24 protein-coding genes and 2 pseudogenes are annotated in these 24,720 nt (G+C 67.6%); 13 read left to right on the top strand and 13 right to left on the bottom strand.

Annotation, left to right across the window (positions count from 1 at the left end; genetic code table 11):
• Entirely contained in the window at positions 1–1,236 is a 1,236-nt protein-coding gene (locus TX88_RS20625) for an NAD(P)-dependent malic enzyme (RefSeq protein WP_210742829.1), read from the bottom strand.
• Between the two features lie 109 nt (positions 1,237–1,345).
• On the opposite strand from TX88_RS20625, the gene corA reads away from it, so the two are divergent.
• On the top strand, positions 1,346–2,449 hold the full coding sequence (gene corA / locus TX88_RS20630) for a magnesium/cobalt transporter CorA (RefSeq protein WP_044519762.1): 1,104 nt from the start codon (positions 1,346–1,348) through the stop codon (positions 2,447–2,449).
• A 6-nt stretch (positions 2,450–2,455) separates the two neighbouring features.
• On the opposite strand, the gene TX88_RS20635 is transcribed toward corA, so the two are convergent.
• The 6 genes from TX88_RS20635 to TX88_RS20660 all read right to left on the bottom strand — a co-directional run bounded on the left by TX88_RS20635 (position 2,456) and on the right by TX88_RS20660 (position 8,165).
• Positions 2,456–3,076 carry a suppressor of fused domain protein gene (locus tag TX88_RS20635; protein WP_044519763.1) on the bottom strand — a complete coding sequence of 207 codons (621 nt, stop codon included), beginning with the start codon at positions 3,074–3,076 and terminating at the stop codon, positions 2,456–2,458.
• The gene (locus TX88_RS20640) at positions 3,073–4,377 is read right to left on the bottom strand and encodes an ABC transporter ATP-binding protein (protein ID WP_044519765.1); all 1,305 of its coding nucleotides are present in this window, start codon (positions 4,375–4,377) and stop codon (positions 3,073–3,075) included. The genes TX88_RS20635 and TX88_RS20640 overlap by 4 nt, the downstream gene beginning before the upstream one ends.
• Positions 4,378–4,381: 4 nt before the next feature.
• Positions 4,382–5,206 carry a carbohydrate ABC transporter permease gene (locus TX88_RS20645; RefSeq protein WP_209447101.1) on the bottom strand — a complete coding sequence of 275 codons (825 nt, stop codon included), beginning with the start codon at positions 5,204–5,206 and terminating at the stop codon, positions 4,382–4,384.
• An 8-nt stretch (positions 5,207–5,214) separates the two neighbouring features.
• Positions 5,215–6,105, bottom strand: a complete 891-nt coding sequence (locus TX88_RS20650) for a carbohydrate ABC transporter permease (protein WP_044519769.1) — start codon at positions 6,103–6,105, stop codon at positions 5,215–5,217.
• Complete coding sequence (locus TX88_RS20655) at positions 6,102–7,499, bottom strand: ABC transporter substrate-binding protein (protein WP_044519772.1); 1,398 nt, start codon at positions 7,497–7,499, stop codon at positions 6,102–6,104. The genes TX88_RS20650 and TX88_RS20655 overlap by 4 nt, the downstream gene beginning before the upstream one ends.
• Before the next feature lie 159 nt (positions 7,500–7,658).
• Positions 7,659–8,165 carry a YflT domain-containing protein gene (locus TX88_RS20660; protein WP_044521464.1) on the bottom strand — a complete coding sequence of 169 codons (507 nt, stop codon included), beginning with the start codon at positions 8,163–8,165 and terminating at the stop codon, positions 7,659–7,661.
• A 128-nt stretch (positions 8,166–8,293) separates the two neighbouring features.
• Here TX88_RS20660 and TX88_RS20665 point away from each other — a divergent pair, with 128 nt between their 5' ends.
• Positions 8,294–8,923, top strand: a complete 630-nt coding sequence (locus TX88_RS20665; RefSeq protein ID WP_044519774.1) for a DUF4190 domain-containing protein — start codon at positions 8,294–8,296, stop codon at positions 8,921–8,923.
• Between the two features lie 41 nt (positions 8,924–8,964).
• Here the strand turns inward: TX88_RS20665 and TX88_RS20670 are convergent, their stop codons facing one another.
• Positions 8,965–9,930: an HpcH/HpaI aldolase/citrate lyase family protein gene (locus TX88_RS20670; RefSeq protein WP_084622143.1), complete on the bottom strand. Its 966-nt coding sequence runs from the start codon at positions 9,928–9,930 to the stop codon at positions 8,965–8,967.
• 25 nt (positions 9,931–9,955) lie between these two features.
• Here TX88_RS20670 and TX88_RS20675 point away from each other — a divergent pair, with 25 nt between their 5' ends.
• From TX88_RS20675 to TX88_RS20690, 4 genes are all read left to right on the top strand, one after another.
• Positions 9,956–11,242, top strand: coding sequence for a magnesium transporter MgtE N-terminal domain-containing protein (locus TX88_RS20675; protein WP_044519778.1), 1,287 nt, complete (start codon positions 9,956–9,958; stop codon positions 11,240–11,242).
• A complete protein-coding gene (locus TX88_RS20680) occupies positions 11,239–11,784 on the top strand; it encodes a DUF1003 domain-containing protein (RefSeq protein ID WP_044519779.1) in 546 nt (181 codons plus the stop codon). Before TX88_RS20675 ends, TX88_RS20680 begins: the two co-directional genes overlap by 4 nt.
• A gap of 139 nt (positions 11,785–11,923) precedes the next feature.
• Positions 11,924–13,255, top strand: a complete 1,332-nt coding sequence (locus TX88_RS20685) for a lytic transglycosylase domain-containing protein (protein ID WP_044519781.1) — start codon at positions 11,924–11,926, stop codon at positions 13,253–13,255.
• A gap of 60 nt (positions 13,256–13,315) precedes the next feature.
• The gene (locus TX88_RS20690; RefSeq protein WP_044519783.1) at positions 13,316–14,458 is read left to right on the top strand and encodes an Mrp/NBP35 family ATP-binding protein; all 1,143 of its coding nucleotides are present in this window, start codon (positions 13,316–13,318) and stop codon (positions 14,456–14,458) included.
• Here the strand turns inward: TX88_RS20690 and tatB are convergent.
• The 4 genes and pseudogenes from tatB to sigE all read right to left on the bottom strand — a co-directional run bounded on the left by tatB (position 14,455) and on the right by sigE (position 17,717).
• Positions 14,455–14,883 carry a Sec-independent protein translocase protein TatB gene (gene tatB / locus TX88_RS20695; protein WP_044519784.1) on the bottom strand — a complete coding sequence of 143 codons (429 nt, stop codon included), beginning with the start codon at positions 14,881–14,883 and terminating at the stop codon, positions 14,455–14,457. The genes TX88_RS20690 and tatB overlap by 4 nt on opposite strands.
• Positions 14,884–14,885: 2 nt before the next feature.
• Positions 14,886–16,383, bottom strand: a pseudogene (htrA, locus tag TX88_RS20700) (serine protease HtrA).
• A gap of 78 nt (positions 16,384–16,461) precedes the next feature.
• Positions 16,462–16,860 carry an anti-sigma E factor RseA gene (rseA, locus tag TX88_RS20705; RefSeq protein WP_044519785.1) on the bottom strand — a complete coding sequence of 133 codons (399 nt, stop codon included), beginning with the start codon at positions 16,858–16,860 and terminating at the stop codon, positions 16,462–16,464.
• A 77-nt stretch (positions 16,861–16,937) separates the two neighbouring features.
• Positions 16,938–17,717: an RNA polymerase sigma factor SigE gene (gene sigE / locus TX88_RS20710; protein ID WP_044521466.1), complete on the bottom strand. Its 780-nt coding sequence runs from the start codon at positions 17,715–17,717 to the stop codon at positions 16,938–16,940.
• A 174-nt stretch (positions 17,718–17,891) separates the two neighbouring features.
• On the opposite strand from sigE, the gene TX88_RS20715 reads away from it, so the two are divergent.
• The 5 genes and pseudogenes from TX88_RS20715 (at position 17,892) to TX88_RS20735 (ending at position 22,526) form a co-directional block, all read left to right on the top strand.
• On the top strand, positions 17,892–18,536 hold the full coding sequence (locus tag TX88_RS20715; RefSeq protein WP_044519787.1) for an O-methyltransferase: 645 nt from the start codon (positions 17,892–17,894) through the stop codon (positions 18,534–18,536).
• 120 nt (positions 18,537–18,656) lie between these two features.
• Positions 18,657–19,328, top strand: coding sequence for a TetR/AcrR family transcriptional regulator (locus TX88_RS20720; protein ID WP_044519789.1), 672 nt, complete (start codon positions 18,657–18,659; stop codon positions 19,326–19,328).
• Between the two features lie 65 nt (positions 19,329–19,393).
• A pseudogene (locus tag TX88_RS20725) lies at positions 19,394–20,215 on the top strand (ATP-binding cassette domain-containing protein); the annotation flags it as partial.
• Entirely contained in the window at positions 20,212–21,831 is a 1,620-nt protein-coding gene (locus tag TX88_RS20730) for an ABC transporter permease (protein ID WP_044519792.1), read from the top strand. The pseudogene TX88_RS20725 and the gene TX88_RS20730, both read left to right, overlap by 4 nt.
• Positions 21,832–21,851: 20 nt before the next feature.
• On the top strand, positions 21,852–22,526 hold the full coding sequence (locus TX88_RS20735) for a methyltransferase family protein (RefSeq protein ID WP_044521469.1): 675 nt from the start codon (positions 21,852–21,854) through the stop codon (positions 22,524–22,526).
• Here the strand turns inward: TX88_RS20735 and TX88_RS20740 are convergent.
• Complete coding sequence (locus TX88_RS20740; protein WP_044519793.1) at positions 22,514–23,083, bottom strand: TetR/AcrR family transcriptional regulator; 570 nt, start codon at positions 23,081–23,083, stop codon at positions 22,514–22,516. The genes TX88_RS20735 and TX88_RS20740 overlap by 13 nt on opposite strands.
• Before the next feature lie 72 nt (positions 23,084–23,155).
• On the opposite strand from TX88_RS20740, the gene TX88_RS20745 reads away from it, so the two are divergent.
• Positions 23,156–24,010 (top strand): lysophospholipid acyltransferase family protein, encoded by an 855-nt coding sequence (locus TX88_RS20745; protein WP_044519795.1) that lies wholly within the window; start codon positions 23,156–23,158, stop codon positions 24,008–24,010.
• Positions 24,011–24,056: 46 nt separating this feature from the next.
• The gene (locus TX88_RS20750) at positions 24,057–24,701 is read left to right on the top strand and encodes a DUF4126 domain-containing protein (RefSeq protein WP_110918113.1); all 645 of its coding nucleotides are present in this window, start codon (positions 24,057–24,059) and stop codon (positions 24,699–24,701) included.
• The last annotated feature ends 19 nt before the right edge of the window (positions 24,702–24,720 follow it).

The raw sequence follows: 24,720 nt of genomic DNA on the forward strand, positions 1-24,720 counted from the left end.
TCAGGACTCTGCGGGGTCAACCGCCGCTGCGACCGCGGCCGCAACCGCGGGGCCGACCCGCGGATCCAGCGCGCTGGGCACGATGTGGTCGACCGCGAGATCGTCGCCGACGACCGAGAAGATCGCCTCGGCAGCCGCCACCTTCATCTTCTCGGTGATGCGGCGGGCACCGGCGTCCAGCGCACCGCGGAACACCCCGGGGAAGGCCAGCACGTTGTTGATCTGGTTCGGGAAATCGCTGCGCCCGGTCGCCACGACCGCCGCGTACTTGCGGGCGGCGTCCGGGTGGATCTCGGGATCCGGGTTGGACAGCGCGAAGACGATGCCGTTGGGAGCCATCGTGGCGATGAGCTCCTCGGGCACGACGCCGGCCGACACCCCGAGGAAGACATCGGCGCCCTCGAGCGCCTCGGCCACACCGCCGGTGAGCTTGCGCGGGTTGGTGCGCCCGGCCAGCTCCGACTTGAAGGCATTGAGGTTGTCACGGCCGGAGTGCACGATGCCCTGCGAATCGAGCACGACGACGTCGGTGATGCCCTTGTTCAGCAGGATGTTGGCGCAGGCCACACCCGCTGCACCGGCGCCCGAGATGACCACGCGCAGTGAATGGATGTCACGCTCGAGCACCTTGGTGGCGCCCAGCAGCGCGGCCAGCACCACGATCGCCGTGCCGTGCTGGTCGTCATGCATGACCGGGCAGTCCAGCGCCTCGATGACCCGGCGCTCGATCTCGAAGCAGCGTGGGGCCGAGATGTCCTCCAGGTTCACCGCGCCGAACGTCGGACGCAGCCGGATCAGGGTTTCGACGATCTCGTCGGGATCCTTGGTGTCGAGCACGATCGGGATCGAGTTCAGCCCGCCGAAGGACTTGAACAGCGCGCTCTTGCCCTCCATGACCGGCAGCGACGCCGCGGGGCCGATATCGCCGAGGCCCAGCACCGCAGTACCGTCGCTGACCACCGCGACCAGGCGGTTGGCCCACGTGTACTTGGCTGCGAGGGTGTGATCAGTGGCGATCGCCCGGCTCACCTGGGCGACCCCGGGTGTGTAAGCGATCGACAGCGCACGCTGGGTGTCCAGCGGCTCCTTCAACTCGACCGAGAGCTTTCCGCCTTCGTGATGATCGAAGATCTCGGCGTCTTCGATGACAACTTGCGGGGTGCGCTCCGCAGGCGAGCGCTCGGGCGAGGAGGCGACTGTACTTTCCGACACGGCGCAAGGGTACTTCAATGCCATTTCTCACAGGGCCGGGTTCCCCGCTGGTGAGCGTTACTTAACAGTAGGTACGCGTAGCATTCGTTGTGCTGATCAGGTTGCTGCACACCGCGCAGGAAGGTCGGAGTCCATGCCCTCATTCCGCGCTTTGCCACCGGCCCTGCGGTCGACCGCAAGGCCCCGGCCCGCGGAGCCCGATGCCAAGGCGATCCACGTCCCGGTGGCACGGGCCATGGTCGATTGCGGTGTGTACAGCGGTGGTGACCGGTTGCCCGGCAAATACACCCACGCCGCAGCGCTGAACAAGGTCCGCGAACTACAGGCAGCGGGTCAGAAGGCGTTCGTCTGGATCGGCCTGCACGAGCCCGACGAATTCCAGATGCAGTCGGTGGCAGATGTTTTCGGATTGCACGAGCTGGCCGTCGAGGACGCGGTGCACGCACATCAGCGCCCCAAGCTGGAGCGGTACGACAAGACACTGTTCCTGGTGCTCAAGACCATCAACTACGTCGAGCACGAGTCGGTGGCCCTGGCCCGCGAGATCGTCGAGACCGGGGAGATCATGATCTTCGTCGGACCGGACTTCGTGGTCACCGTCCGGCACGGTGAACACGGCGGACTGGCCGGCGTGCGGAAACGGCTCGAATCCTCGCCGGCCACCCTCAAACTCGGACCGTTCGCGGTAATGCACGCGATCGCCGACCACGTGGTGGACAGCTACCTCGACGTGACCGACCTGATGGAAACCGACATCGACGCCATGGAGGAGGACATCTTCTCCCCCGGCACGCACACCAACATCGAGTGCATCTACCTGCTCAAGCGGGAGGTCGTCGAGATGCGCCGGGCGGTGGCGCCGTTGACCCTCGCGCTGGCACGGTTGCTGACCGACCACAACGACCTCATCTCGGTCGAGGTGCGCCGGTACATGCGCGACGTGCACGACCACAACGTGCAGGCCTCCGACCGTGTCACGAGCTACGACGAGATGCTCAGCTCACTGGTGCAGGCCGCGCTCGGCAAGGTCGCGATGCAGCAGAACGTGGACATGCGCAAGATCTCGGCGTGGGTGGCGATCGCCGCGGTGCCGACCGCGATGGCCGGGATCTACGGGATGAACTTCGAGCACATGCCGGAATTGCAGTGGACGTGGGGCTATCCCGCCGTGCTGCTGACGATGGCCACCATCTGCTTCGTGCTGTACCGCACGTTCCGGCACAACGACTGGCTCTAGCCGGAATCAGCTTGGGCTGGCAGCCCTTCGGGTCGGGTCGAGCACGTCGACGCCATCGGTCTGCCATGCCTCGCGCATCGCATCCGCACCCTTGAGCCGCACCCAGGCCGCCTCGGTCGCGGTGATCGGCGTGGCCGAGAGCACCGTGACCGGCGACAGCGGATCGGGCAGGGTTACCTCGCCGATATCGCTGGGGCCCAGCAGGAATGCGCTGAACGGTGCGGAGTCGAACAACTGCGTCTCCAGGTCGATGAGTGCGTCGGCCTCCAGCACCAGACCCTCCACGGCGGGCGCGGCGGCCAGGACGGCCAGCGACCGGGCCAGCCCGCCCGGGGTCGGGCCCCGCAGCGACAGCACCACCTCGGCCCGCGGACCGTGGATCGGGTCGGAGACCAGCTCCGTCGGATCGAACATCGGGTGACGCGAACACCCAAGCGTCACATAGTGATACAGATCGCGGCCGGAACCGTCGGCACCGCCGGCCCTCAGGTCGGGCCCGAACCGCAGCACGTCGATGCGCTCGGTGCCCAGGAAGGTGACGCTAGCGCTGACAGGTTCGGCAGTGATGCCCGCCGCGCCGAAGTACTCGACCACATGGGCGCGAACCGCAGCCAGGACGTCGATCACTCTTCTGTCGGTTCTCCGGCCGGTTCGGCCGACTCGGCGGGCTCAGCGGCCTCGGCTTCCTCGGATACTTCTGCTTCTTCGGATGCCTCGGCTTCTTCGACCTCGGGCTCCTCGGCCGCCACCGGTTCGGTGCGGGTCAGGTTCGCCCCGGTTGCGGCGTCGAAGATCACCAGCTTGGAGGTGTCGAACGCCAGCTGGATCTGCTGACCGTTGGCCACCGTCGATTCTGCCGACACCCGAGCCACGAACTCGTTGACGCCGCCCCCGGAATCGGCGGCCAACTCGGCGAGCTGCGCCGCCTCGGCACCTGCACCGTCGATGGTGAAGTGCACATACTTGTCCGCACCGAGCGACTCGACGATGTCGGCACGCACCGGGAAGCTCAGCGCCCGGATCCTGGCGTACCCGTCGAGCAGCGACGCGTCCTCCAGGTGCTCGGGACGGATTCCCACGATGATGTTGTCGGGCTTGGGCTGACGCGCCAGCAGATCGTGCACCTGCGGGGTCAGGGTGACGTCGCCGAACGGCAGTCGCACCCCGACATCGGTGAACGTGGCCGGGAAGAAGTTCATCGCGGGTGATCCGATGAAGCCGGCCACGAACAGGTTCGCCGGGTTGTTGTACAGCTCGTCAGGCGTGCCGATCTGCTGGATCTCGCCGGCCAGCAACACCACAACTCGATCACCGAGCGTCATCGCCTCGGTCTGATCGTGTGTCACGTAGACCGTCGTGGTGCCCAACCGGCTCTGCAGCCGGGCGATCTCGGCGCGCATCTGCACGCGCAGCTTGGCGTCCAGGTTGCTCAGCGGCTCGTCCATCAGAAATGCCTTGGGGCGGCGCACGATCGCCCGGCCCATCGCCACCCGCTGGCGCTGCCCGCCGGACAGCTGGGCCGGCTTGCGGTCGAGCAGTTCGGTCAGGTCGAGGATCTTGGCGGTCTCCTCGACCTTGGCCGCGATCTCGTCCTTCTTGAGCTTGGCCAGGGTCAGCGGGAACGCGATGTTCTGGCGCACCGTCATGTGCGGGTAGAGCGCGTAGGACTGGAACACCATCGCGATGTCGCGGTCCTTGGGCGCCTTGTCGTTGACCAGCTCCCCGCCGATCCGCAGCTCGCCCGACGAGATGTCTTCAAGCCCGGCAATCATGTTCAGGGTGGTGGACTTACCGCAGCCCGACGGTCCCACCAGGATGATGAACTCGCCGTCGGCGATGGTCATCGAGAACTGCTTGACGGCTTCCCTGGTGCCGCCTGCGCCGTCGGGGTAACTCTTGGTGACCCGGTCCAACACGATTTCGGCCATCCAATTACCCCTTTACCGCACCGGATGTCAGGCCAGCGACGATGCGCCGCTGGAAAATGAGAACAAAGATGATGATCGGGATGGTGATGACCATCGCGCCCGCCGCGATCGACCCGGTCGGCTCCTCGAACTGCGAACTGCCGGTGAAATTCGCGATCGCCACGGGCGCGGTGATCGCCCGCTGTGTCGCGGTCAGCGACAGTGCCAGCAGCAGGTCGTTCCACGCGAAGATGAAGACCAGGATGGCCGCCGTGACGATGCCAGGAGCGGCCAGCGGTGCGATCACCTTGCGGAACGCCTGCGCCGGGGTGGCTCCGTCCATCTTGGCGGCCTTCTCCAGATCCCATGGGATCTCGCGGAAGAACGCCGAGAGCGTGTAGATCGCCAGCGGCAGCGCGAAGGTGATGTACGGAATGATCAAGCCGGGCCACGTGTCGAACAACCCGATGCTCCGCCACAGGTTGAAGATCGGTGTCACCAGCGAGATCTGGGGGAACATCGCGATCAGCAGGGCGATACCCACCAACAGCTTCTTGCCGGGGAATTCCAGCCGTGCCACCGCGTAGGCGGCCATGCCGCCGATCACCACGGCGATGACCGTGGTGATCAGGCCGATACCGATCGAGTTGATCAGCGCCGAGGTGAAGATGTTTCCGGTGAAGATGCCCTTGTAGTTCTCGAACGTGATCTGCGACGGAATCAGCTTGCCGTCCTTGACACTTGACGTCGGCTTCAACGACAGCGACAGGATCCACAACACCGGTATCAGCGCGTAGAGCACCACCAGGATGTTCACGACCGTCCACCCGGTCGCGCGCCGCGCGCCCACTCGCTCGGTCATCGTCCCTCCACCTCTGCACCGGGCGCCGACGCACCGAAGATCTTGATGAAGACGAACGCGATGATCGCCACCGACAGGAAGATCAACACGCTGATGGCCGAACCCAATCCGAGATTGAAGGCCTTGAACAGGTTGTCATAGCCGAGGATCGACACCGATCCGGTGTTGTTGGCACCCCCGGTCAGCACATAGATGTTGTCGAAGATCCGGAACGCATCCAGGGTGCGGAACAGCAGCGCGACCAGGATGGCCGGTTTGATCAGCGGCAGAATGATTCTCACCAGCCGCGTCCAGGCTCCGGCACCGTCGACCTGGGCCGCGTTGAGCAGGTCCTGCGGCACCAGCGCCAGGCCTGCCAGCAGCAGCAGCGCCATGAACGGCGTGGTCTTCCAGACCTCGGCGAGCACGATGATGGCCAGTGACGGCAACTGTTCGGTCAGCGGGGCGCTGCCGTCGGGCAGCAGGTTGGCCAGGTAACCGGTGCCCGGTGTCCAGGCGTAGTACCAGCTGTACGAGGCGGCCACCGTCACGATGCCGTAGGGAATCAGCACCGCGGTGCGGACCACGCCCTTACCGAAGATGGTGCGGTGCATGACCAGTGCGAGCGCCATGCCGAGTACGAACTCGATCGTCACCGAGACGACGGTGATCACCAACGTCACCACGAACGCCGTCCACCAGTAACGGTCGGTGAGGATGGTCTGGTAGTTGGCGAACCCGACGAAGGCCGTGTCGTCGGGGGCGGCCAGGTTGTAGCGCTGCAGGCTCAGCCACACCGCGTAGCCGATCGGGTAGGCCGTCACCGCGATCATCAGGATCACCGCGGGTGCGATCAGTCCGAACGCCAACTTGCGTTCGGAGGTGCGGTTGCCGCTCTTCGTGCTCACGGGATCAGCCCTTTGCCGTCGATGGCCTTCTGCACCTGTTCGGTCAGCTCATCGGCGGTGTGCTCCGGATCGATGTCGGTGATCGGGGCCAGGGTGGCCGAAATGCGGGTGGACACAGCCTGATACACCGGCGTCGCGGGGCGTACCGCGACATTGGTCAGCTGCTCGCGGATGATCGCGTACTGCGGATACTTCGTCTGGAATGCCGGATCGTCGTAGAGCGACTCGCGCACCGCGGGCAAGCCGCCCTCGACCGAGGTGTAGCGCTGGTTCTCGACGTTGCGCAGGCAGCGGATGGCTTCGAACGCCTCGGCCTTGTGCCGGCTGGTCTCGGCCACCGCGAGGTTCAACCCGCCGAGCGTCACCTTGGCAGGCTCCCCCTCGGTCACACCCGGATAGTTGGCGAACCCGAACACGTCTTTGCTCGCCTCGTACGCCGACTGGAATTGCTCGTCGGTCGGCGAGAAGGTGCCCAGATCGTTGATGGCGTCCGCGAGATCGGCACGTTCGTCGAGCCGCAGGAAGTTCACGCCGCCCTTGACGGCGTTCTCCAGCAGCGAGGGCAGCACGAACGGCCAGTTGACCTCGAGCGCGGCCTTGCCCTGTTCGAGTGCGAGCCGGGCAGTCGCCTCATCGGTCTGGGTCACCGACGGATCGGCGCCGGGCGCGGTGGCAACCGATTTGATGATCTGCAGCGCCTTGACCGTCGCCGCGCGATGCTCCGGCGTATCGGTCAGGGTGACGGTCTTGCCGTCATCGGAGAGCACCTGGCCCCCCGCGCTGGCCAGCAGGGTGTTGAACCACACCACCAGGCCCTCGTACTGCTTGGCCTGTACCGCAATCCAACTGGGCTTGCCCGCCGCGTGCAGACGATTCGCCTCGGAGACCATGCCGTCCCAGGTTGACGGCGGCTCATCCATCAAATCGGCTCGATACCACAGCAATTGGGTGTTGGTGGTGATCGGCGATGCGTACAGCTTGCCCTGCCAGCGGGCCGTCTCCAACGGTCCGGGCAGCGTGTTCGACTCCGCATCGGACTCGGCCTCACCCGCCGGATCCTCGGACAGCGGGACGGCCCAGCCGGCCTCGGCGAACTCGGCGGTCCAGACCACGTCGAGCGCCATGATGTCGAGGGTCTTGTCGTTGCCGGTGAGCCGCCGGGCCAGCTGCAACCGTTGGTCGTCAGCGCCTTTCGGCAAACTCACCTGTTTGATGGTGAAACGGTCGCCGAGTTCGGCGTTGCACCGTTTGGCCACGGCGGTGAAAGTCGCCATCTCGTTGGCCGGGGTGTAGTAGTTGATGACGATCCCGTCGTCGCCCTTACCACAAGCCGACACCACCGAGGCCGTCGCCAACGCGGCCACTGCCGCAGCACATAGCCGCCGAGCGCGCACCGCTGTGCCTCCGTCCGAGTAATCTGTCGCCGCCGGAGCGGCTCCCGCGCGCAAACCGTAGAGCTCTGCCCGCGTATGTGCAACAGTTTGGGCGTGCCGCGTCACAATCGTGACCTGGGCACCTTTGCCACCGCGTCCGGCCCGCCGCCGGGTCGCGGGTCAGATCGTCAAGCGCGCCAGCAGATCCCGGCCCTGTTCGGCACCCTGCGGATCGCACAGGACGTCGTAGCGGCCCGCGACCAGCTGCATCGTCGAACTGAAATCTCTTGTGCCGCGAGCCATCGCATACGGGATGGCCGAGGTGATCAAGCCGAAGAAGACACCGGCGATCAGGCCGGTGAGCAGTGCACTCCACGGGTTGGGGCTGAAAAAGCCGAGGATCAGGCCGATGAACAGGCCGAGCCAGGCTCCCGACAGCACACCGCCGCCGAGCACCTTGGGCCAGCTCAGCCGTCCCGTGACCCGCTCGACCTGCATCAGGTCCACCCCGACGATGGTCACCTGCTGCACCGGGAACTGTTGGTCGGACAAGTAGTCGACGGCACGCTGGGCCTCCGCGTACGTCGGATAGGAACCGATCGGCCAGCCTTTGGGCGGCGTCGGCAACGCCCCGCGCGCAGCGGGCGCGGTACCCGGTGTCTGACCGGACTGAAATGGGCTCGTCATGTCGAACTTCACTCTCCTCCGCACCGCCCCCTCGGCGGCTGCTCTCGTTACAGCAACGCCCTCACACCGGATTTGGTGCCGACGTCACGCGCCCGGGGCGTCGCTGTCCGTGCGCTAGGTTGATCAGCATGACAAACGCGGACGGCAACGCGGGCGAAACGCCGCCATCCGACCCCGGCTCGCAGCCGTCGGAACCGTTGTCCAGCGGCTACGAAGCACCTTCCATCGAGCATTCCCAGGATCTGCCGCATTCCGCCCAGGCGCAACCGTCATACGAGTTCGGGCCGCCCGGCTACGAGGTCAACCCGCCGTATCCGCCCGCGATCGACTACCCCGCGGACATCCCGCCCGACTATCCGCCGCCGTCCGGTTACCCGCCGCCGTTCCCGTATGGCTCCGGCTATCCGCCGCCCTATCCCCCGCCGGCGCCCGGCTATCCGCCGCCAGGTTACGGCCCGCCGGGATATCCCGGATACCCCGGCGGCTACGGGATGTCGCCGTCCGGCACCACCAACACGGTGGCCATCGGGGCGCTCGTGGCCTCGATCATGTCGCTGCCGCTGTTCGCGATGTGCGGAATCGGCCTGCTCGCCGCCCTGGTCGGAATCGGGCTCGGGATCAACGCCCTCAATCAGATCAAGAAGACCGGGCAATCGGGCCGGGGCCTGGCGATCGCGGGGATCACCATCGGCGCATTCGGCACCCTCCTCAACGGAGGATGGATCCTGCTCTTCGTGATCGGCGTGCTCTCCTCGTAGCGGGCCGCACCGAATTGCGGTGCGGCACTGCACCACCCGGGTCAGCTCGGCGGCCGGAAGGGTTCAGCCAGCCGGCTCATCCCCGCCGCGCGGCCCTTGCCCGCGACCACCAGCGCCATCTTGCGGCTGGCCTCGTCGATCATCTCGTCACCCAGCATCACCGCTCCCCTGGCCCCACCCGCCTGCGAGGTGTGCCATTCGTAGGCGTCCAGGATCAGTTCGGCGTGGTCGTAGTCGGCCTGGCGTGGGCTGAAGATCTCGTTGCCCGCCTCGATCTGGTCCGGATGCAGGACCCACTTGCCGTCGTAGCCCAGCGCGGCTGAACGGCCGGCCACCCGGCGGAACCCGTCGACGTCGCGCACCTTCACATACGGCCCGTCGATCGCGTTGATACCGCGGTTGCGCGCCGCGATCAGGATGCGCATCAGCACGTGGTGGTGGGCGTCGCCGATGTCGTAGCCGTCGGGCTGCCCACCGACCTCCAACGTGCGCATGTTGAGGCTGGCCGCCATGTCCCCGGGGCCGAGGACCAGCGCCTGCACGCGTGGGGCCGCCGCGATCGCGTCGATGTTGGTCAACCCCTGGGCGTTCTCGATCTGCGCCTCGATGCCGATCCGGCCGGGCTCAAGGCCGTGCGTGGCCTCCAGCTGGCTGAGCAGCAGATCGAGCGCCTGGACGTGAGCCACCTCGGTCACCTTGGGCAACACGATCAGGTCCAAGGTGGTGCCGGCGGCCGCAACCCCGGTGACCACCTCGATCACGTCGGCGTAGGTCCACGGTGTGGTCCAGTCGTTGACCCGCACCCCGCGCAGCTGTCCGGCCCAGCCGTCGTCGGCCAGTGCCTCCGCCACCTGCGCACGGGCCGATTCCTTGGCGTCGGGCGCAACCGCGTCCTCCAGGTCGAGGAACACCTCGTCGGCGGGCAGGCTTCTGGCCTTCTCGATCATCTTCAGGCTGCTTCCCGGAACCGAGAGGCACGTTCTACGGGGTCGATACGTGTTCTCCACGACCACAGTCTCTACCCTTTAATTCATGGCGGCGGTGAACAGGGTCTACGCGGCCCGGCTAGCGGGGATGGTGGTGCTGGGCCCCGACGGGGAGTCCATCGGCCGTGTCCGCGATGTGGTGATCAGCATCAGCATCGTCCGCCAGCAGCCGCGGGTTCTCGGCCTGGTGGTCGAATTGCTCACCCGTCGAAGAATTTTCGTTCCGATCCTGAGGGTGACCGCAATCGAGCCCGGTTCGGTGACACTGGCCACCGGCAGTGTGTCGCTGCGCCGCTTCGCCCAACGCCCCGGCGAGGTCCTGGTGTTGGGCCAGGTACTGGAGACCCGCGTGCGGGTCGACGATCCGGATCTGGAACAGCTGGCCGGAATCGACGTCGTGGTAGTCGATCTGGGCATCGAACAGACCCGCACCCGGGACTGGGTGGTGACCCGGGTGGCGGTGCGTCCACAGCGACGTCTGGGGCGGCGCAGCAACATCCACGTCGTCGCGTGGCAGAACGTGCACGGGCTGACCCCGTCGGGCCTCGCGATGCCCGACCAGGGCGTGGCCTCGCTGCTCGAGCAGTTCGAGGGCCAGCGCCCGGTCGAGGTGGCCGAGGCTTTGCGCGAGCTACCGGTCAAACGGCGCTACGAGTTGTACCGCGCCTTCGACGACGAGCGGCTCGCCGACGTGCTGCAGGAGCTGCCCGAGGACGAGCAGGCCGCGGTGCTGCGCCAGCTGAACACCGAGCGCGCCGCCGACGTGCTGGAGGCGATGGACCCCGACGACGCCGCCGACGTGCTGGGCTCCATGACGCCGGCCGACGCCGAGACCCTGCTGCGGAAGATGGACCCCGAGGATTCCGAGGACGTGCGACGGCTGCTGTCCCACTCGCCCGACACCGCGGGCGGCCTGATGACCAGCGAACCGGTGGTCCTCGCGCCCGACACCACCGTCGCCGAGGCGCTGGCGCAGGTACGCGACCCGGACCTCACCCCCGCGCTGGCTTCGATGGCCTTCGTCACCCGGCCCCCCAGCGCCACCCCGACCGGTCAGTACCTGGGCTGCGTCCACCTGCAGCGGCTGCTGCGCGAGCCCCCCGCGGCCCTGGTGAGCGGCATCATCGACACCGACCTGCCCAGCCTGAGTCCGGCCGACTCCCTGGCCGCCGTGACCCGCTATTTCGCCGCGTACAACCTGGTGTGCGGGCCGGTGGTCGACGAGGAGAACCACCTGCTGGGGGCGGTATCGGTGGACGACGTGCTCGACCACATGCTGCCCGACGACTGGCGCGAGCGCGACGAGCCCGAGCTCCCGGTGGCGGGCTCATGAGCGAATCGACAGCGCGTCAGCGGTTGGACACCCCCCGTGGCACGCGCGGTTTCGGCCTGCACGTCGACGTCGAGGCGGTCGGTCAGGTCGGAGAGTCCATCGCCCGGTTCCTCGGCACCGGCCGGTATCTGGCGATCCAGACGATCATCGTGGTGGTCTGGATCGCGCTGAACATCGGCGTCTTCGCCTTCCAGTGGGATCCGTACCCCTTCATCCTGCTCAACCTGGCCTTTTCGACCCAGGCCGCCTATGCCGCCCCGCTGATCCTGCTGGCCCAGAACCGCCAGGAGAACCGGGACCGGGTCTCGCTCGAGGAGGACCGGCGCCGGGCCGAACGGACCAAGGCCGATACCGAGTACCTGGCCCGCGAGCTGGCATCGCTGCGACTGGCGGTGGGCGAGGTCGTCACGCGCGATTACCTGCGCCGCGAGTTGGAGGAACTGCGCGACCTGCTCGCCGAACTCGTCCCACCCGCCGATGCCGACCGAGCCACTCCGAGCAAAGCCGATGTCGGCGAGCGCCGGTCCAAACGCGGTGGTTGATAACGCTGTCGACCATTGTCGTAACAACGGAAACCGGGACTATGTATGGTGACTTGGTTCACAACATGGTCAAAGCTGATTTAAGGACGGGTAAGTGCGCGTAGGGGGAGGAGCGGCTATCGCAACCGCTCGGCGCCGTATGAGCCAGCTCGTGCGCTCGCCCGCACTCGGCGTCGCCGTCCTGGCCCCCATCGTTCTCGTCGCCGGTGCCGGATCGGCCGCCCCGGGCCCCGAGGTGTCCAACACCGCGGTCACCCCACTGGCCGCCGTCGCGCCCCGGATCGACCGCTCCGGTCCCGCGGTGGTGGCAGCGACCAGGCCCCCGACGAACTTCCGCATCAAGTCGATGACGACGATATCGGCTCCCCCGCCCGCGTTCGTCGTCAACAGCCCTGGCGCCCTCGGGATTCCAGGAACATCACTGAAGGCGTACCGCAACGCCGAGCGGATGATGGCCGCCGCCTACCCCGGCTGCGGCATCAGCTGGAATCTGCTGGCCGGTATCGGACGGATCGAGTCGGGGCACGCCAACGGCGGCGCCACCGATGCCCGCGGCACCGCCGTCCGCCCGATCTACGGCCCCGCCCTCGACGGCACCTTGCCCGGCAACGAGATCATCATCCAGAGCGCGCAGGCCGGACGGGTCTCGTACGTCCGGGCCATGGGGCCGATGCAGTTCCTGCCCGGAACCTGGGCCCGGTATGCCTCCGACGGCGACGGTGACGGCAAGGCCGATGTGCAGAACGTGTTCGACTCGGCGCTGGCCGCCGCCCGCTACCTGTGCAGCGGCGGGCTCAACCTGCGCGAACAGTCCCAGGTCATGACGGCCATCCTCCGGTACAACAACTCCGTGGCCTACGCCCGCAACGTATTGGGCTGGGCGGCGGCGTACGCCACAGGCGTGGTGCCGGTCGACCTTCCCGAGATCACCGGGTCCATCCCCCCGATCGGCGATTCCCATCTGGACAACCCGGAGGGTCTCGGCCCGGGCCTGCCCGCCGATGCCACCGGGTTGCCCGCGGGCGATCCGCTGGCCCTGATTCCGCTGCTCAACCGCAATGAGACCGGCACGCAGAACGTTCCCGGTTTTGCGCCGGGGCAGGTGCTCGGCCCGTTGCCGGGCCCGGCGCAGGCCATCCCGTCGGAGACCCCGGCCGCCCCGCCCCCATGGGTCCCGCCGTGGGAGCAGCCGCGTCAGCCCGCATGCGTGGTCTTCTGCCTGGGTGAGCAGGCTCCGCCGCCGGCGCCCGCTCCCGGACCGCAGCAGCTTCCTCCGCCAGCGCCCGCTCCTGGGCCGCAGCAGCTTCCGCCGCCCGGACCCGGCCCCGGGCTCATTCCGGCACCGCAGCAGGCTCCTCCCCCAGGACCCGCACCCGCGCCGATCGGCCCGCCGATCGAGGCAGCGCCGCCGGCTCCGGTATTGGGACCGGTCCCCGGCCCTGCCCCTGGGCCTGCCCCGGGCCCGGCCTGACGCAGGCCTGAACCCGGCCTGGATCCGGGGACGTGTGCCGCCGCCGTAGACTCGGCAGTGATGTCCGAATCTGCCACTGAGCTGCAATCCGCGGTCCGCACCGCGCTGGCCAAGGTGATCGACCCCGAATTGCGGAGGCCGATCACCGAACTCGGCATGGTCAAGAACATCTCGATCGAGGCCGACCACGGCGTGCACGTCGAGATCTACCTGACCACCGCGGCCTGTCCGAAGAAGAACGAGATCGCCGACTTGGTGAAGGCTGCCGCCACCGATGTTCCCGGCACCGGCGCCGTCAAGGTGACCCTGGACGTGATGGACGACGAGCAGCGCGCCGAGTTGCGCAAGCTGCTGCGTGGCGATTCCCGCGAACCGGTGATCCCGTTCGCCCAACCCAACTCCCTGACCCGGGTCTACGCAGTGGCCTCCGGCAAGGGTGGCGTCGGCAAGTCCAGCGTGACGGTCAACCTGGCCGCCGCGATGGCCGCCCGCGGCCTGTCGGTCGGCCTGCTCGACGCCGACATCTACGGCCATTCGGTGCCGCGCATGATGGGCACCGCCGACCGGCCCACCCAGGTCGACTCGATGATCCTGCCGCCGATCGCCCATGACGTGAAGGTCATCTCGATCGCCATGTTCACCCAGGGCAACACGCCTGTGGTGTGGCGCGGGCCGATGTTGCACCGGGCCCTTCAGCAGTTCCTTGCCGATGTGTACTGGGGCGATCTGGACGTGCTGCTGCTCGACCTGCCGCCCGGCACCGGCGATATCGCCATCTCGGTGGCCCAGTTGATCCCGGGTGCCGAGATCCTCGTGGTGACCACTCCGCAGATGGCTGCGGCCGAGGTGGCCGAGCGGGCCGGCGCGATCGCGCTGCAGACCCGTCAGCGCATCGCGGGCGTGGTCGAGAACATGTCGGGCCTGCAGATGCCCGACGGCACGGTCATGCAGCTGTTCGGCGAGGGCGGTGGCCGTCAGGTGGCCGACTCGCTGACCCGCTCCGTGGGCGCCGAGGTGCCGCTGCTGGGCCAGGTCCCGCTGGACCCGGCGCTGGTTGCGGCCGGTGACTCCGGTGTTCCGCTGGTGTTGTCGGCACCCGAGTCGGCTGCGGGCGCCGAGCTGCGCAAGATCGCAGAGGGATTGTCGGCTCGCAAGCGCGGCCTGGCCGGGATGTCGCTGGGCCTGGATACCGCTCGCCGCTAGGTGGCGTCGGGGTCGAACGTCGTTTCAGCCGGTTTGGCGGCCGGCTTGGCGAGCGGATCTGTCGCGGGCTGCCCGTTGACGGCATCCGCCGGACGGTCCCCCGGCACCGACGGCTGATCATTCTTGCGGTCGTCGAAGGCACCGGTCAGGAACGAGTCGTCACCATCGAGCAGATGCTTGGTGATCGCGGCCCGCGGCGTCATGCCGCGGAGCTTCTGCAGATCGGCGAGGGGCTGCCGAAGATCGTCGAACTCCGGACCCAGGTCCTCGCGCAACTGGCTGGTGGCACCGCTGACGTAGTCACGTGCCTGACGCAGGGCACCCGACGTCCAGCGGATGGCACCGGGCAGGCGCTCGGGCCCCAGGATCACCAGACCGGCGATCACCAGGACCAGCATCTCTCCCCACCCGATGTTCGCGAACATCGCTACTGCGCTTTTTGATCGTCGCCGATCGGCGTGACCATGAATGTCATGGGCCGACCGTCGCGAAGCACCTCGATCGGGGCTTCCTGCCCGATCTTGAGCTGACGCACCGCGACCACCATCTCATCGGCGTCGGCGACCTTGCGGTCCCCGACCTTGACCACGACGTCGTTCTCCAGGATGCCGGCCTTGTCGGCAGGGCCACCGGCGTTGACGTTGCGGACCTGAGCACCCGAGGCCACGCTGTTGCTCACCGTGACGGCGCTGAGCAACAACGTCGGGTGCGCGACCTTGCCGTCCTTGATCAGGTTCTCGACGACCTGCTTGACCTCGTTGACGGGGATCGCGAAACCGAGGCCGCTGGCGCTGTCCGACAAGGACTTTCCAGCGGTGTTGATCCCGATCACCTCGGAGGACATGTTGATCAGCGGGCCACCGGAGTTGCCGTGGTTGATCGAGGCATCGGTCTGGAGGCCGTCGATCACGGTGTCGGTGTCGGAACCTTCACCCGACAGCGGCACGGGCCGGTGCAGCGCGCTGATGATGCCGTGGGTGACGGTGCTGCGCAGCCCCAGCGGGGCGCCGGCCGCGATGACTTCCTCACCGACACGCACCTTCTCGGAGTCGCCCATCCGCGCCACGACGAGGTTGTCGACGTTGTCGACCTTGAGCACCGCGAGGTCGGTCTTGGGGTCGCGGCCGACCAGGTTGGCCGGTACTTCCTTGCCGTCGTTCGAACACGACGGTGATCTGGTAGTCGGCCGGCTTGCTCGCGGCGTCGGAGATCACGTGGTTGTTGGTGACGATGTAGCCCTTGCCGTCGACGACGACGCCGGAGCCCTGTGAGCCCTCGGTCTTGCTCTTGGCCTCGATGGTCACCACCGAGTCCTCGACCGCCGAGGCGACCGTGGCGAACCGCCCGGCGTCCGGCGACGGGAGGTCACCGGTCTCCAGCGTCACCTTGGAGGTGGTGAACGCCTGCACGGTGCCTGCCGTCTTCTGTCCGACCCAGCCGCCGATGAAAGCGATCAATCCGGCGACGATGAACAGGATGGCCAGCGACGGCCACGAGACCCGGCCGCCGAAAAGCACCTCGCGGGCGCCCAGCTTGCCGATCGGGGCCGCCACGATCACCGGTGCGGCCGGTGCCTGCGCGGGCGTGCCCAGCGCCGGGATGGCGCCCGGATCGCGCCAGGGATCGTCGAAATCGTCGTCACCGGAGTTCTTCTCGTCCTCCAGCGCGCCGGCGTCGGTCGGGTGGCGCTGCAGTGAGTCGCCCGCGCCCCCGGGACGGCCGAAGGCCTCGGCGAGGACGGGATCGGGCGGTTGGTCTTTCGGGGCGTATTCGCCCTGGTCCTGATACTTCTCAGCACCGAGGAACGAGCCGTCGACACCGGCGGGCCGGCCGAATGTGCGCTGCGACAATTGGTCGACAGGTGGCCGATCGACAGGGCGCGGTTCCAGACGGCCGCTCTCGTCGGACTGGTCCTGGTTGGTCACCGGTGTATCACTCTCTGTCAGAGCGCCCGCCCCAGCCAGATAGGCCGACGCCGGTCACTGATCGCCTTGTGGTCAAGCCTACCGGCGCTTGCGCCGGCTCCGCGTCGGGTCGTCAGCTAACGGAGGCTGTTCACCGGCCTCGGCCGAGGGCTGCGGACTGTGGTGCGGTATCTGGGACAACAGCCCCAAAAGGGAATTCGGAATGGCTATCGGACAGGAGTCCCGCAATGCGGCCCGGGCCTGGCCTTGGGCGTCGACCTCGGCCGCACAGTCCGGGCACAGCGACATGTGGTGTGCGGCGCGCAGGTGAGCGCTCATCCGCAACTCACCGTCGACGAAGGCCGCGATGGCCTCGGTCGAGAGATGCTCGGTGGAACGGAACTGCCGAGGCGCGCCGACGGGCGCGTCGCTCTGCGAGGCGAACTGCGCAGGCAACCAGGAGAATGCCCGACGGAACACATGTCCCGGGTCGACCATCGCCCAGCTCCTCTCGCCACGACCAAATGTCCTGACCCGAATGTAGCGCGACCGGGCGCGCTGAACACCAACCACCGCTAGGCGGATTTGGCGGTTTCCGGCGAGTGCTTCGCCAGGTACTCGCGCAACGCCTGCCGACCGCGGTGAATGCGGCTGCGCACGGTGCCGAGCTTCACGCCCAGCGTGGCGCCGATTTCTTCGTAGGACAGACCCTCGATGTCACACAGGACCACCGCGGCGCGGAACTCCGGGGCCAGCGAGTCCAGGGCGGCCTGGAGATCAGCTCCCAGCCGCGAGTCGTGGTAGATCTGCTCGGGGTTCGGGTCGTCGGCCGGCACCCGGTCGTAGTCCTCGGGCAGCGCTTCCATACGGATGCGGCCACGGCGACGGACCATGTCCAGGAACAGGTTGGTGGTGATGCGGTGCAACCACCCCTCGAAGGTTCCCGGCTGGTAGTTCTGCACCGAGCGGAACACCCGGATGAAGGTCTCCTGCGTCAGGTCCTCGGCATCGTGCTGGTTACCCGAGAGGCGGTAAGCCAGCCGGTAGACGCGGTCCGCATGTTGGCGCACCAGCTCGTCCCACGACGGCATCGCGGCCTGATCGCCGGTGGCGTCGAATACCGCGGTACCGGTCAATTCCTCGGACGGCTCGACCCATTCACCGGTGGTGAACTGTTCCAGATGTGCCATGGACACCGGGGCGGCCTGGGTGGCAGGGTTCGAGGTAACAGCGTTCGCGCTCGTCGGATCCTCCTGATCACAGATTTCACTCAGCTCAACACGACTGATCACTTCGTTATTCCGATTGCTGTCCTGGTTGTGCTGGGCAGTGCGCCAGCGGGCGCCGTGTTCCATGCGCATACCGTTCCTGATCCCGGTGAGGCAGAGATATGAGCAATCTGAACTTTCCCTGAGAATGCCGACGATACGTCCGGTTACCTGCCGGAACCAGCGAATTTCCGTTGGTGATAACCGCCACGCACGGGCGTGTCGCGACAGCGCCTTCCAGGTCTGGCCTACGCTGCGGGCATGGTCAGCTCCAACCCCGGTCGCGCAGAGGCGATCGTCACGCATGCCGAACGGTCGATCTCCGAGGACGAGATCGTCGCGGCTGCCCGTGAGCGGGCCGAAGAACTCGGCGCGGGTGCGGTCACGCCGGCGGTGGGAGCGCTGCTGAGCGTCCTCGCGCGGCTCACCGGCGGCCGGGCGGTGGTCGAGGTGGGCACCGGGGCCGGCGTCAGCGGGCTGTGGCTGTTGTCCGGCATGAGCGACGACGGCGTGCTGACCACGATCGACGTCGAACCCGAGCACCAGCGCATCGCCAAGCAGGGTTTCACCGAGGCCGGCGTCGGCCCGGGGCGGACCCGCCTGATCAGCGGGCGCGCCCAGGAGGTACTGACCCGCCTGGCCGACGAGTCCTACGACCTGGTGTTCATCGACGCCGAACCGATCGACCAGCCGCAGTTCGTGGCCGAAGGAGTGCGCCTTCTGCGTTCCGGCGGTGCGATCGTTCTGCACCGGGCCGCGCTCGGCGGCCGGGCCGGCGACGCCTCGGCCAACGACGCCGAGGTCAGCGCCGTGCGTGAAGCGGCCCGGCTCATCGCCGAGGACGAGCGTCTCACCCCGGTGCTGATCCCGTTGGGCGATGGCCTGCTGGCCGCCGCTCGCGACTGACTTTCCCCGCCTCCTTCCGGCCTCACCCCCACCTGCGGGGTGGGGCCGATTTTTTTCTTTACGGATTCCTGACGCCCGCCCCCTTGACCGCGCACTGAACGCATGTTTAGCGTATTGAACATGCGTTCAATCGACGATCGAACAGCGATGGCCCGGATCCGCGACGCAGCGATCGAGCAGTTCGGGCAACACGGATTCAGCGTGGGGCTACGCACCATCGCCGAGGCCGCCGGCGTCAGCGCCGCCCTGGTGATCCACCACTTCGGTTCCAAGGAAGGCCTGCGCAAGGCGTGCGATGCCTATGTGGCCGAGGTGGTGCGCGAGGCCAAGACCGAGTCCCTGCAGAGCACTGATCCCGCGACCTGGCTGGCCCAGATGGCCGAGATCGAGTCCTACGCGCCCTTGATGGCCTATCTGGTCCGCAGCATGCAGTCCGGCAGCGATCTGGCGAAGTCGTTCTGGCGCACCATGGTCGACAACGCCGAGGGGTACCTGGAAGAAGGTGTCCGCACCGGACTGCTCAAACCCAGCCGTGACCCGCGGGCCCGGGCGCGGTTCATGGCGATATGCAGTGGCGGCGGGTTTCTGCTGTACCTGCAGATGCATGACGACCCGACGGATCTGCGCCGGGTGCTGCGCGACTACGGCGAGGACATGATGCTGCCCGCCCTTGAGCTCTACTCCGAGGGCCTCATGACCGACTCGACCATGTACGACGCCTTCCTGCATCAGCGCGAACAAGGCATTCCGTTCAGTTCCGATCCCAACACCGACACCAAGGAGCCAGCGTGAAGAACTCCGTCGAAATCCGCGGACTGTCAAAATCTTTCGGGCGCACCAAGGCGCTCGACGGGTTGAGCCTGACCGTATCCCCCGGCGACGTCACCGGCTTTCTCGGACCCAACGGCGCGGGCAAGTCGACCACGATCCGGGTGCTGCTGGGTCTGCTGCGCGCCGACGGGGGCACCGTACGGCTCCTGGGCGGCGACCCGTGGCGCGACGCCGTCGCCCTGCACCGCCGCATCGCCTATGTTCCCGGCGATGTCACGTTGTGGCCCAACCTGACCGGGATGCAGGCCATCGACTTCCTGTGCCGGCTGCGCGGCAACGGCGTCGATACTCGGCGCCGCGACGAACTGATCGAACGGTTCGAACTGGACCCGCACAAGAAGGCCCGCACCTACTCCAAGGGCAACCGACAGAAGGTCGCCATCGTCGCGGCGTTCAGCTGTCATTCCGAGCTCTATATTCTCGACGAGCCGACCTCGGGGCTGGATCCGTTGATGGAAAAGGCATTTCAGCAATGCGTCACCGAGGTAGCCGGCCACGGCGCCGCGGTCCTGCTGTCCAGCCACATCCTGGCCGAGGTCGAGAAGCTCTGCGACAACGTGACGATCATCCGATCCGGACGCACGGTGCGGTCCGGGACCCTGGCCGAATTGCGGCACCTGATGCGCACCAAGGTCATCGCCCGTACCCGCTCCGACGGCCGGGCACTGCAGAACACGCCCTACGTTCACGACTTCTCCAGTCACGACGGGGCGGTGAGCTTCTCGGTGGACCGCAACGACCTCGAGTTCGCCCTCGAACACCTCACAGATCTGGGCATCGCGGATCTGACGGTCGCGCCGGCCTCCCTGGAGGACATGTTCCTGCGCGAGTACCAGGGGGCCCGATGACAACGGCAACCGCTGCGGCCCGGCCGTCGGCCCCGGCGCGCGCGGCCACGTCACCGTTCACGGGCACCGCGACGCTGTTGCGGCTGGCACTGCGCCGTGACCGGGTACGCCTCGGCGTGTGGCTGGCGGTGCTGACGCTGATGATGGTGTACGCCCCCAATGCAATTCGGCTGGCCTACCCGGGTGAGGATCAGAGACTTGCCAGGGTCAACCTGCTCAAGACACCGGCCGGGATGATGCTCGGCGGGCCCATGTTCGGCGTCAACGAGACCGACCTCGGCGTGATGATGGCCAACGAGCTGACACTCACGCTGACCATCGCGACCTCGATCCTGGCGATTCTCACCGTGATTCGTCATACCCGGGCCGAGGAGGAGAACGGCAGCGCCGAACTGGTGCTCTCCTCGGTGGTGGGCCGCTACGCCCGGACTGCTGCGGCCCTGATCCTGGTCGGCGGCCTCAACGCCGTCCTCGCGCTCACCATGACGCTGGCCATGGCGTCCACAGGCTTCGCAGTCGTGGACACCGCCGCGATGTGCCTGGGCATCACCGGGGTGGCCATGGTCTTCGGTGCCGTCGCCGCGGTGACCGCACAACTCTGGCGGCAGGCCCGCACGGCGTCGGGCGCCGCGATGGCGACGCTGGCGCTGGCCGCACTGGTGCGCGGGGCCGGTGACGTGATCGACAACTCGGGCAGCGTCCTGAGCTGGTTCTCCCCGATCGCCTGGGCACAGCAGATGCGGCCGTTCACCGACCTGCGCTGGTGGCCGTTCGGCTTGTTGGTCGTCCTGGCCGTCGCGTTGATGGCCGTGGCCGCGGTGCTGGAGCGTCGTCGCCAATACGACGCGGGCACCATCGCCTCCGCGGGCGAGAAGCCCGACGCCCCCACCATCACCGGCCCGCTGCGACTGCACCTCACGCTGCAGCGCGGCCAGACGATCGGCTGGGCGGTCGGATTGTTCATGGCCGGGCTGGTATTCGGCTCCATGACCAAGGCGCTGCTGGACGCGGCCAAGACCAACGAGTTGATCGCCCGGTTGCTCTCCACGACAGGCAACGACGGCATCTACACCACCATGACCCAGTTCCTCGCCGCGGCGGCCACCGCCTACGTCACGTCGGTGGTGCTGCGGGTGTACACCGACGAGCAGAACGGGCTGGGCGAGCCGGTGCTGGCCGGTGCGGTGTCGCGTTGGCGCTGGCTGCTGGGAGCGGTCTGCTGCGCGCTGGCGGGAGCGGCGGTCCTGATGTTCTGCGCCGGGCTGGGCAACGGACTGGGCGCCGGACTGACGTTGGGAGAGCCGGGTACGATCGCCCGCCTCACCCTGGCCGCGCTCGCCTATCTGCCCGCGCTCGCCGTGGTGGCCGCGATCGCTGCGCTGGCCGTGGCGCTGCGTGCGCCGTGGATCGCCTGGCTGGCAGTCACATTCGTGATCACCGCGTTGTACCTCGGAGCGCTGCTGCGCCTGCCGCGCTGGCTGATCGAGCTGTCCCCGGTGGGACAGACCACCGTGCCGAGCCAGTTCCCCGCCATGGCGCTGGTGGTGATGCTCGTCGCCGCAACGGCTTTGGCGGCCGTTGCGGGCTGGATCTATCGCAACCGCGACGCGGTGTGAACCCGAACAGGAGTCAGACGATGAAACTCGCACTTCAGACAATCGCATCGGGCGTGCTCGGCCTGGTGTTCTTCGCCGCGACGCTGTTCTGGCCGGCAGGCACGTTCCGCTATTGGCAGGCCTGGGTTTTCATCGCCGTGTTCATGGCCACCACCGTGGTGCCGAGCATGTACCTGGCGGTCAGGGACCCCGCAGCCTTGCAACGGCGCCTGCACGGCGGGCCGACCGCGGAAACGCGCATCGTGCAGAAGATCGTCATCTGGGCGGTCACGGGCTCGGCCATCGCGGCGTTCGTCCTCAGCGCCCTCGATCACCGGTTCGGCTGGTCCAGCGTGCCGACCGCGGTGGTGGTCCTCGGCAACGTCCTGGTCGCGGTCGGCCTCATCCTGGCGCAGACGGTGGTCTTCCAGAACAGCTTCGCCGGCGCCAGCATTCAGGTGGAGGACGAACAGCATCTCGTCTCGACGGGTCTCTACGGCCTGGTGCGTCACCCGATGTACTTCGGCGCGGTGTTGATGATGTTCGGCACCCCGCTGGCGCTGGGGTCCTACTGGGCCCTGCTCGTGTCCATCGTCTCGATACCGGTGTTCGGGGTGCGGATCACCGACGAGGAGAAGATGCTGCGCGCCGAACTCGACGGCTACGACGAGTACACCCGGAAGGTCCGCTACCGGCTGTTGCCCTACGTCTGGTGAGCCACGACGCGGGCGGCGGCTTCGACGGCCGCCGCCCGCCGCGCGGCCAGGACGGCCGGATCGTCGGTGGCCACGTCGGGATGCGGTAGGTGAGCCCAGGCCAGACCGATCCCGAACAGCATCGCGATCAGATCGCTCGGGTTCCAGGCCGGGTCGACGTGACCGCCGGCCTGGGCCGCTTCGATCGCGGCGACGGCTTGAGCATGCGCAGGCGGCCCGCCGGTCTCGGGTTCGTCGAGACTGAACCCCTCGAGTTGGGCCCAGGTGATCATGCGCAGATGTTCGGGCCGGCGGCAGGCCAGGTCGTGGATCTCACCGACGAATTCGGGGACCGCCTCCGGTCGCAGGGTGACGGACCGGAAGAACTCGGCCGCATCGGCGGCGAACACCTCGCGGAACAGGGTCTCCTTGTCCCCGAAGTGTGCGTACAGCCGTTCCTTGCTGGCGTGCGCCGTACGGGCGATGCGGTCGACCCGGGCACCGGCCAGGCCGTACCGGGCGAACTCGGCCCGCGCGGCGGCCAGGATCTCGTCACGCAGTTCCGTCGTGCTTCTCACAGGAATATTTTAACAGACGAACTAGTTCGTTCGGTAGGATCGGAGTCAACAGCGCCACGAGGAGCACAGCCCATGTCAGTCACCAAGATCGACGAGATCATGAATCAACCCAGCCACGTCCAGACCCTGCGCCGGGCGGTGGAAGCCGTCGCCGACGGCGTCGACCCGCTGGTCAATCTCTACCGGCCTTATGTGGACGGCCTGGAGAACCTGCCCCGCGACGGCCGATTCCTGTTGGTGGGCAACCACACCCAGTTCGGTACCGAGACCCTGCTGATTCCGTACGTGGTGCGCCGCGAGATCGGGATGCGGGTGCGCCCGCTCACCGACCGCCGCTTCGGCGACATGCCCCGGCCCGTCTCCGATCTCATGGCGGCCTGCGGGGCCGTCGTCGGGTCCCCCGAGGGGGCCGGCGAGCTGATGGAGCACGACGAACCCGTCATGGTCTTTCCCGGCGGTGGCCGCGAGATCGGCAAGTTCAAGGGCGAGCAGTACAAGCTGCGCTGGGAGGGCCGTGCCGGGTTCGCGCGCGTCGCCATCGAACACGGCTACCCCATCGTCCCCGTCGCGCTGGTCGGCGGCGACGACGTCTACGTGGGCGTGACCACCCGGGACCACTGGCTCGGCCGGATCAGCCAGACGGTCAGCGAGAAGCTGACCGGTCAGCGCGACATGGCCATGCCGCTGGTCCGCGGAATCGGCCCCACCCTGATCCCGCGTCCGCAGCGTATGTACCTCCAGTTCGCCGAGCCGATCGGCACCGCCAAACCGGCGCGGGTCTCGGACGCGAAATGGGTCGAGACCGTCAAGCACCGCACCCAGGAATCGCTGGAACAGAGCCTCGACGAACTGCTGACCATCCGCCGCGAGGACCCATACCGCGAACTGAACCCACTGGCCTGGCGCAACGCGGCCCAGAGCGGATAACGGCGAACCGCCCGGGCCCGGGCGGAGTTCGCCGCATACTGCAGTAATGGAACTGTTGACCGGCTTTGGCCTGGCGACTGCGGCGGGGCTCAACGCCTACATCCCGTTGCTGGCCCTGGGCCTGCTGTCACGCTTCACCCATCTGGTGTCACTGCCGGCGGGGTGGTCCTGGCTGGAGAACGGCTGGGTCATGGCGATCGTCGCGCTCCTGCTGATCGTCGAGGTGGTCGCCGACAAGATCCCGGCACTCGACTCCGTCAACGACACCATCCAGACGTTCGTCCGCCCGACCGCGGGCGGCATCGTGTTCGGGTCGGGCACCGCGTCGCAGACCGCCGCGGTGGCAGACCCGGGCGCCTTCGCGCAGTCCGGTCAATGGATTCCGGTGGCGATCGGTGCGGTCACCGCACTGGTGGTCTCGCTGACCAAGTCGACGGTGAGACCGGCCGCCAATGTCGCCACTGCCGGGGTCGCGGCACCCGTGCTGTCCACCGTCGAGGACGTCACGAGCATCGGACTGGTCTTCGTGGCGATCCTGCTGCCGATCCTGGTGCTCGTTGCGCTGCTCGCACTGATCTGGGGCGCCTTCCGGCTATGGCGGTGGCGCAAGCGACGGGGCGAGGCCAAGATCGGCGCCAACGCACGCACGAATGCGGCGCCCCGACCCGCCGCGGTAGACCCCTGGGAGTGAACCCGGACTGACGACGCGA

It is taken from the genome of Mycolicibacterium septicum DSM 44393 (genome assembly GCF_000455325.1).
Lineage (GTDB): Bacteria > Actinomycetota > Actinomycetes > Mycobacteriales > Mycobacteriaceae > Mycobacterium > Mycobacterium septicum.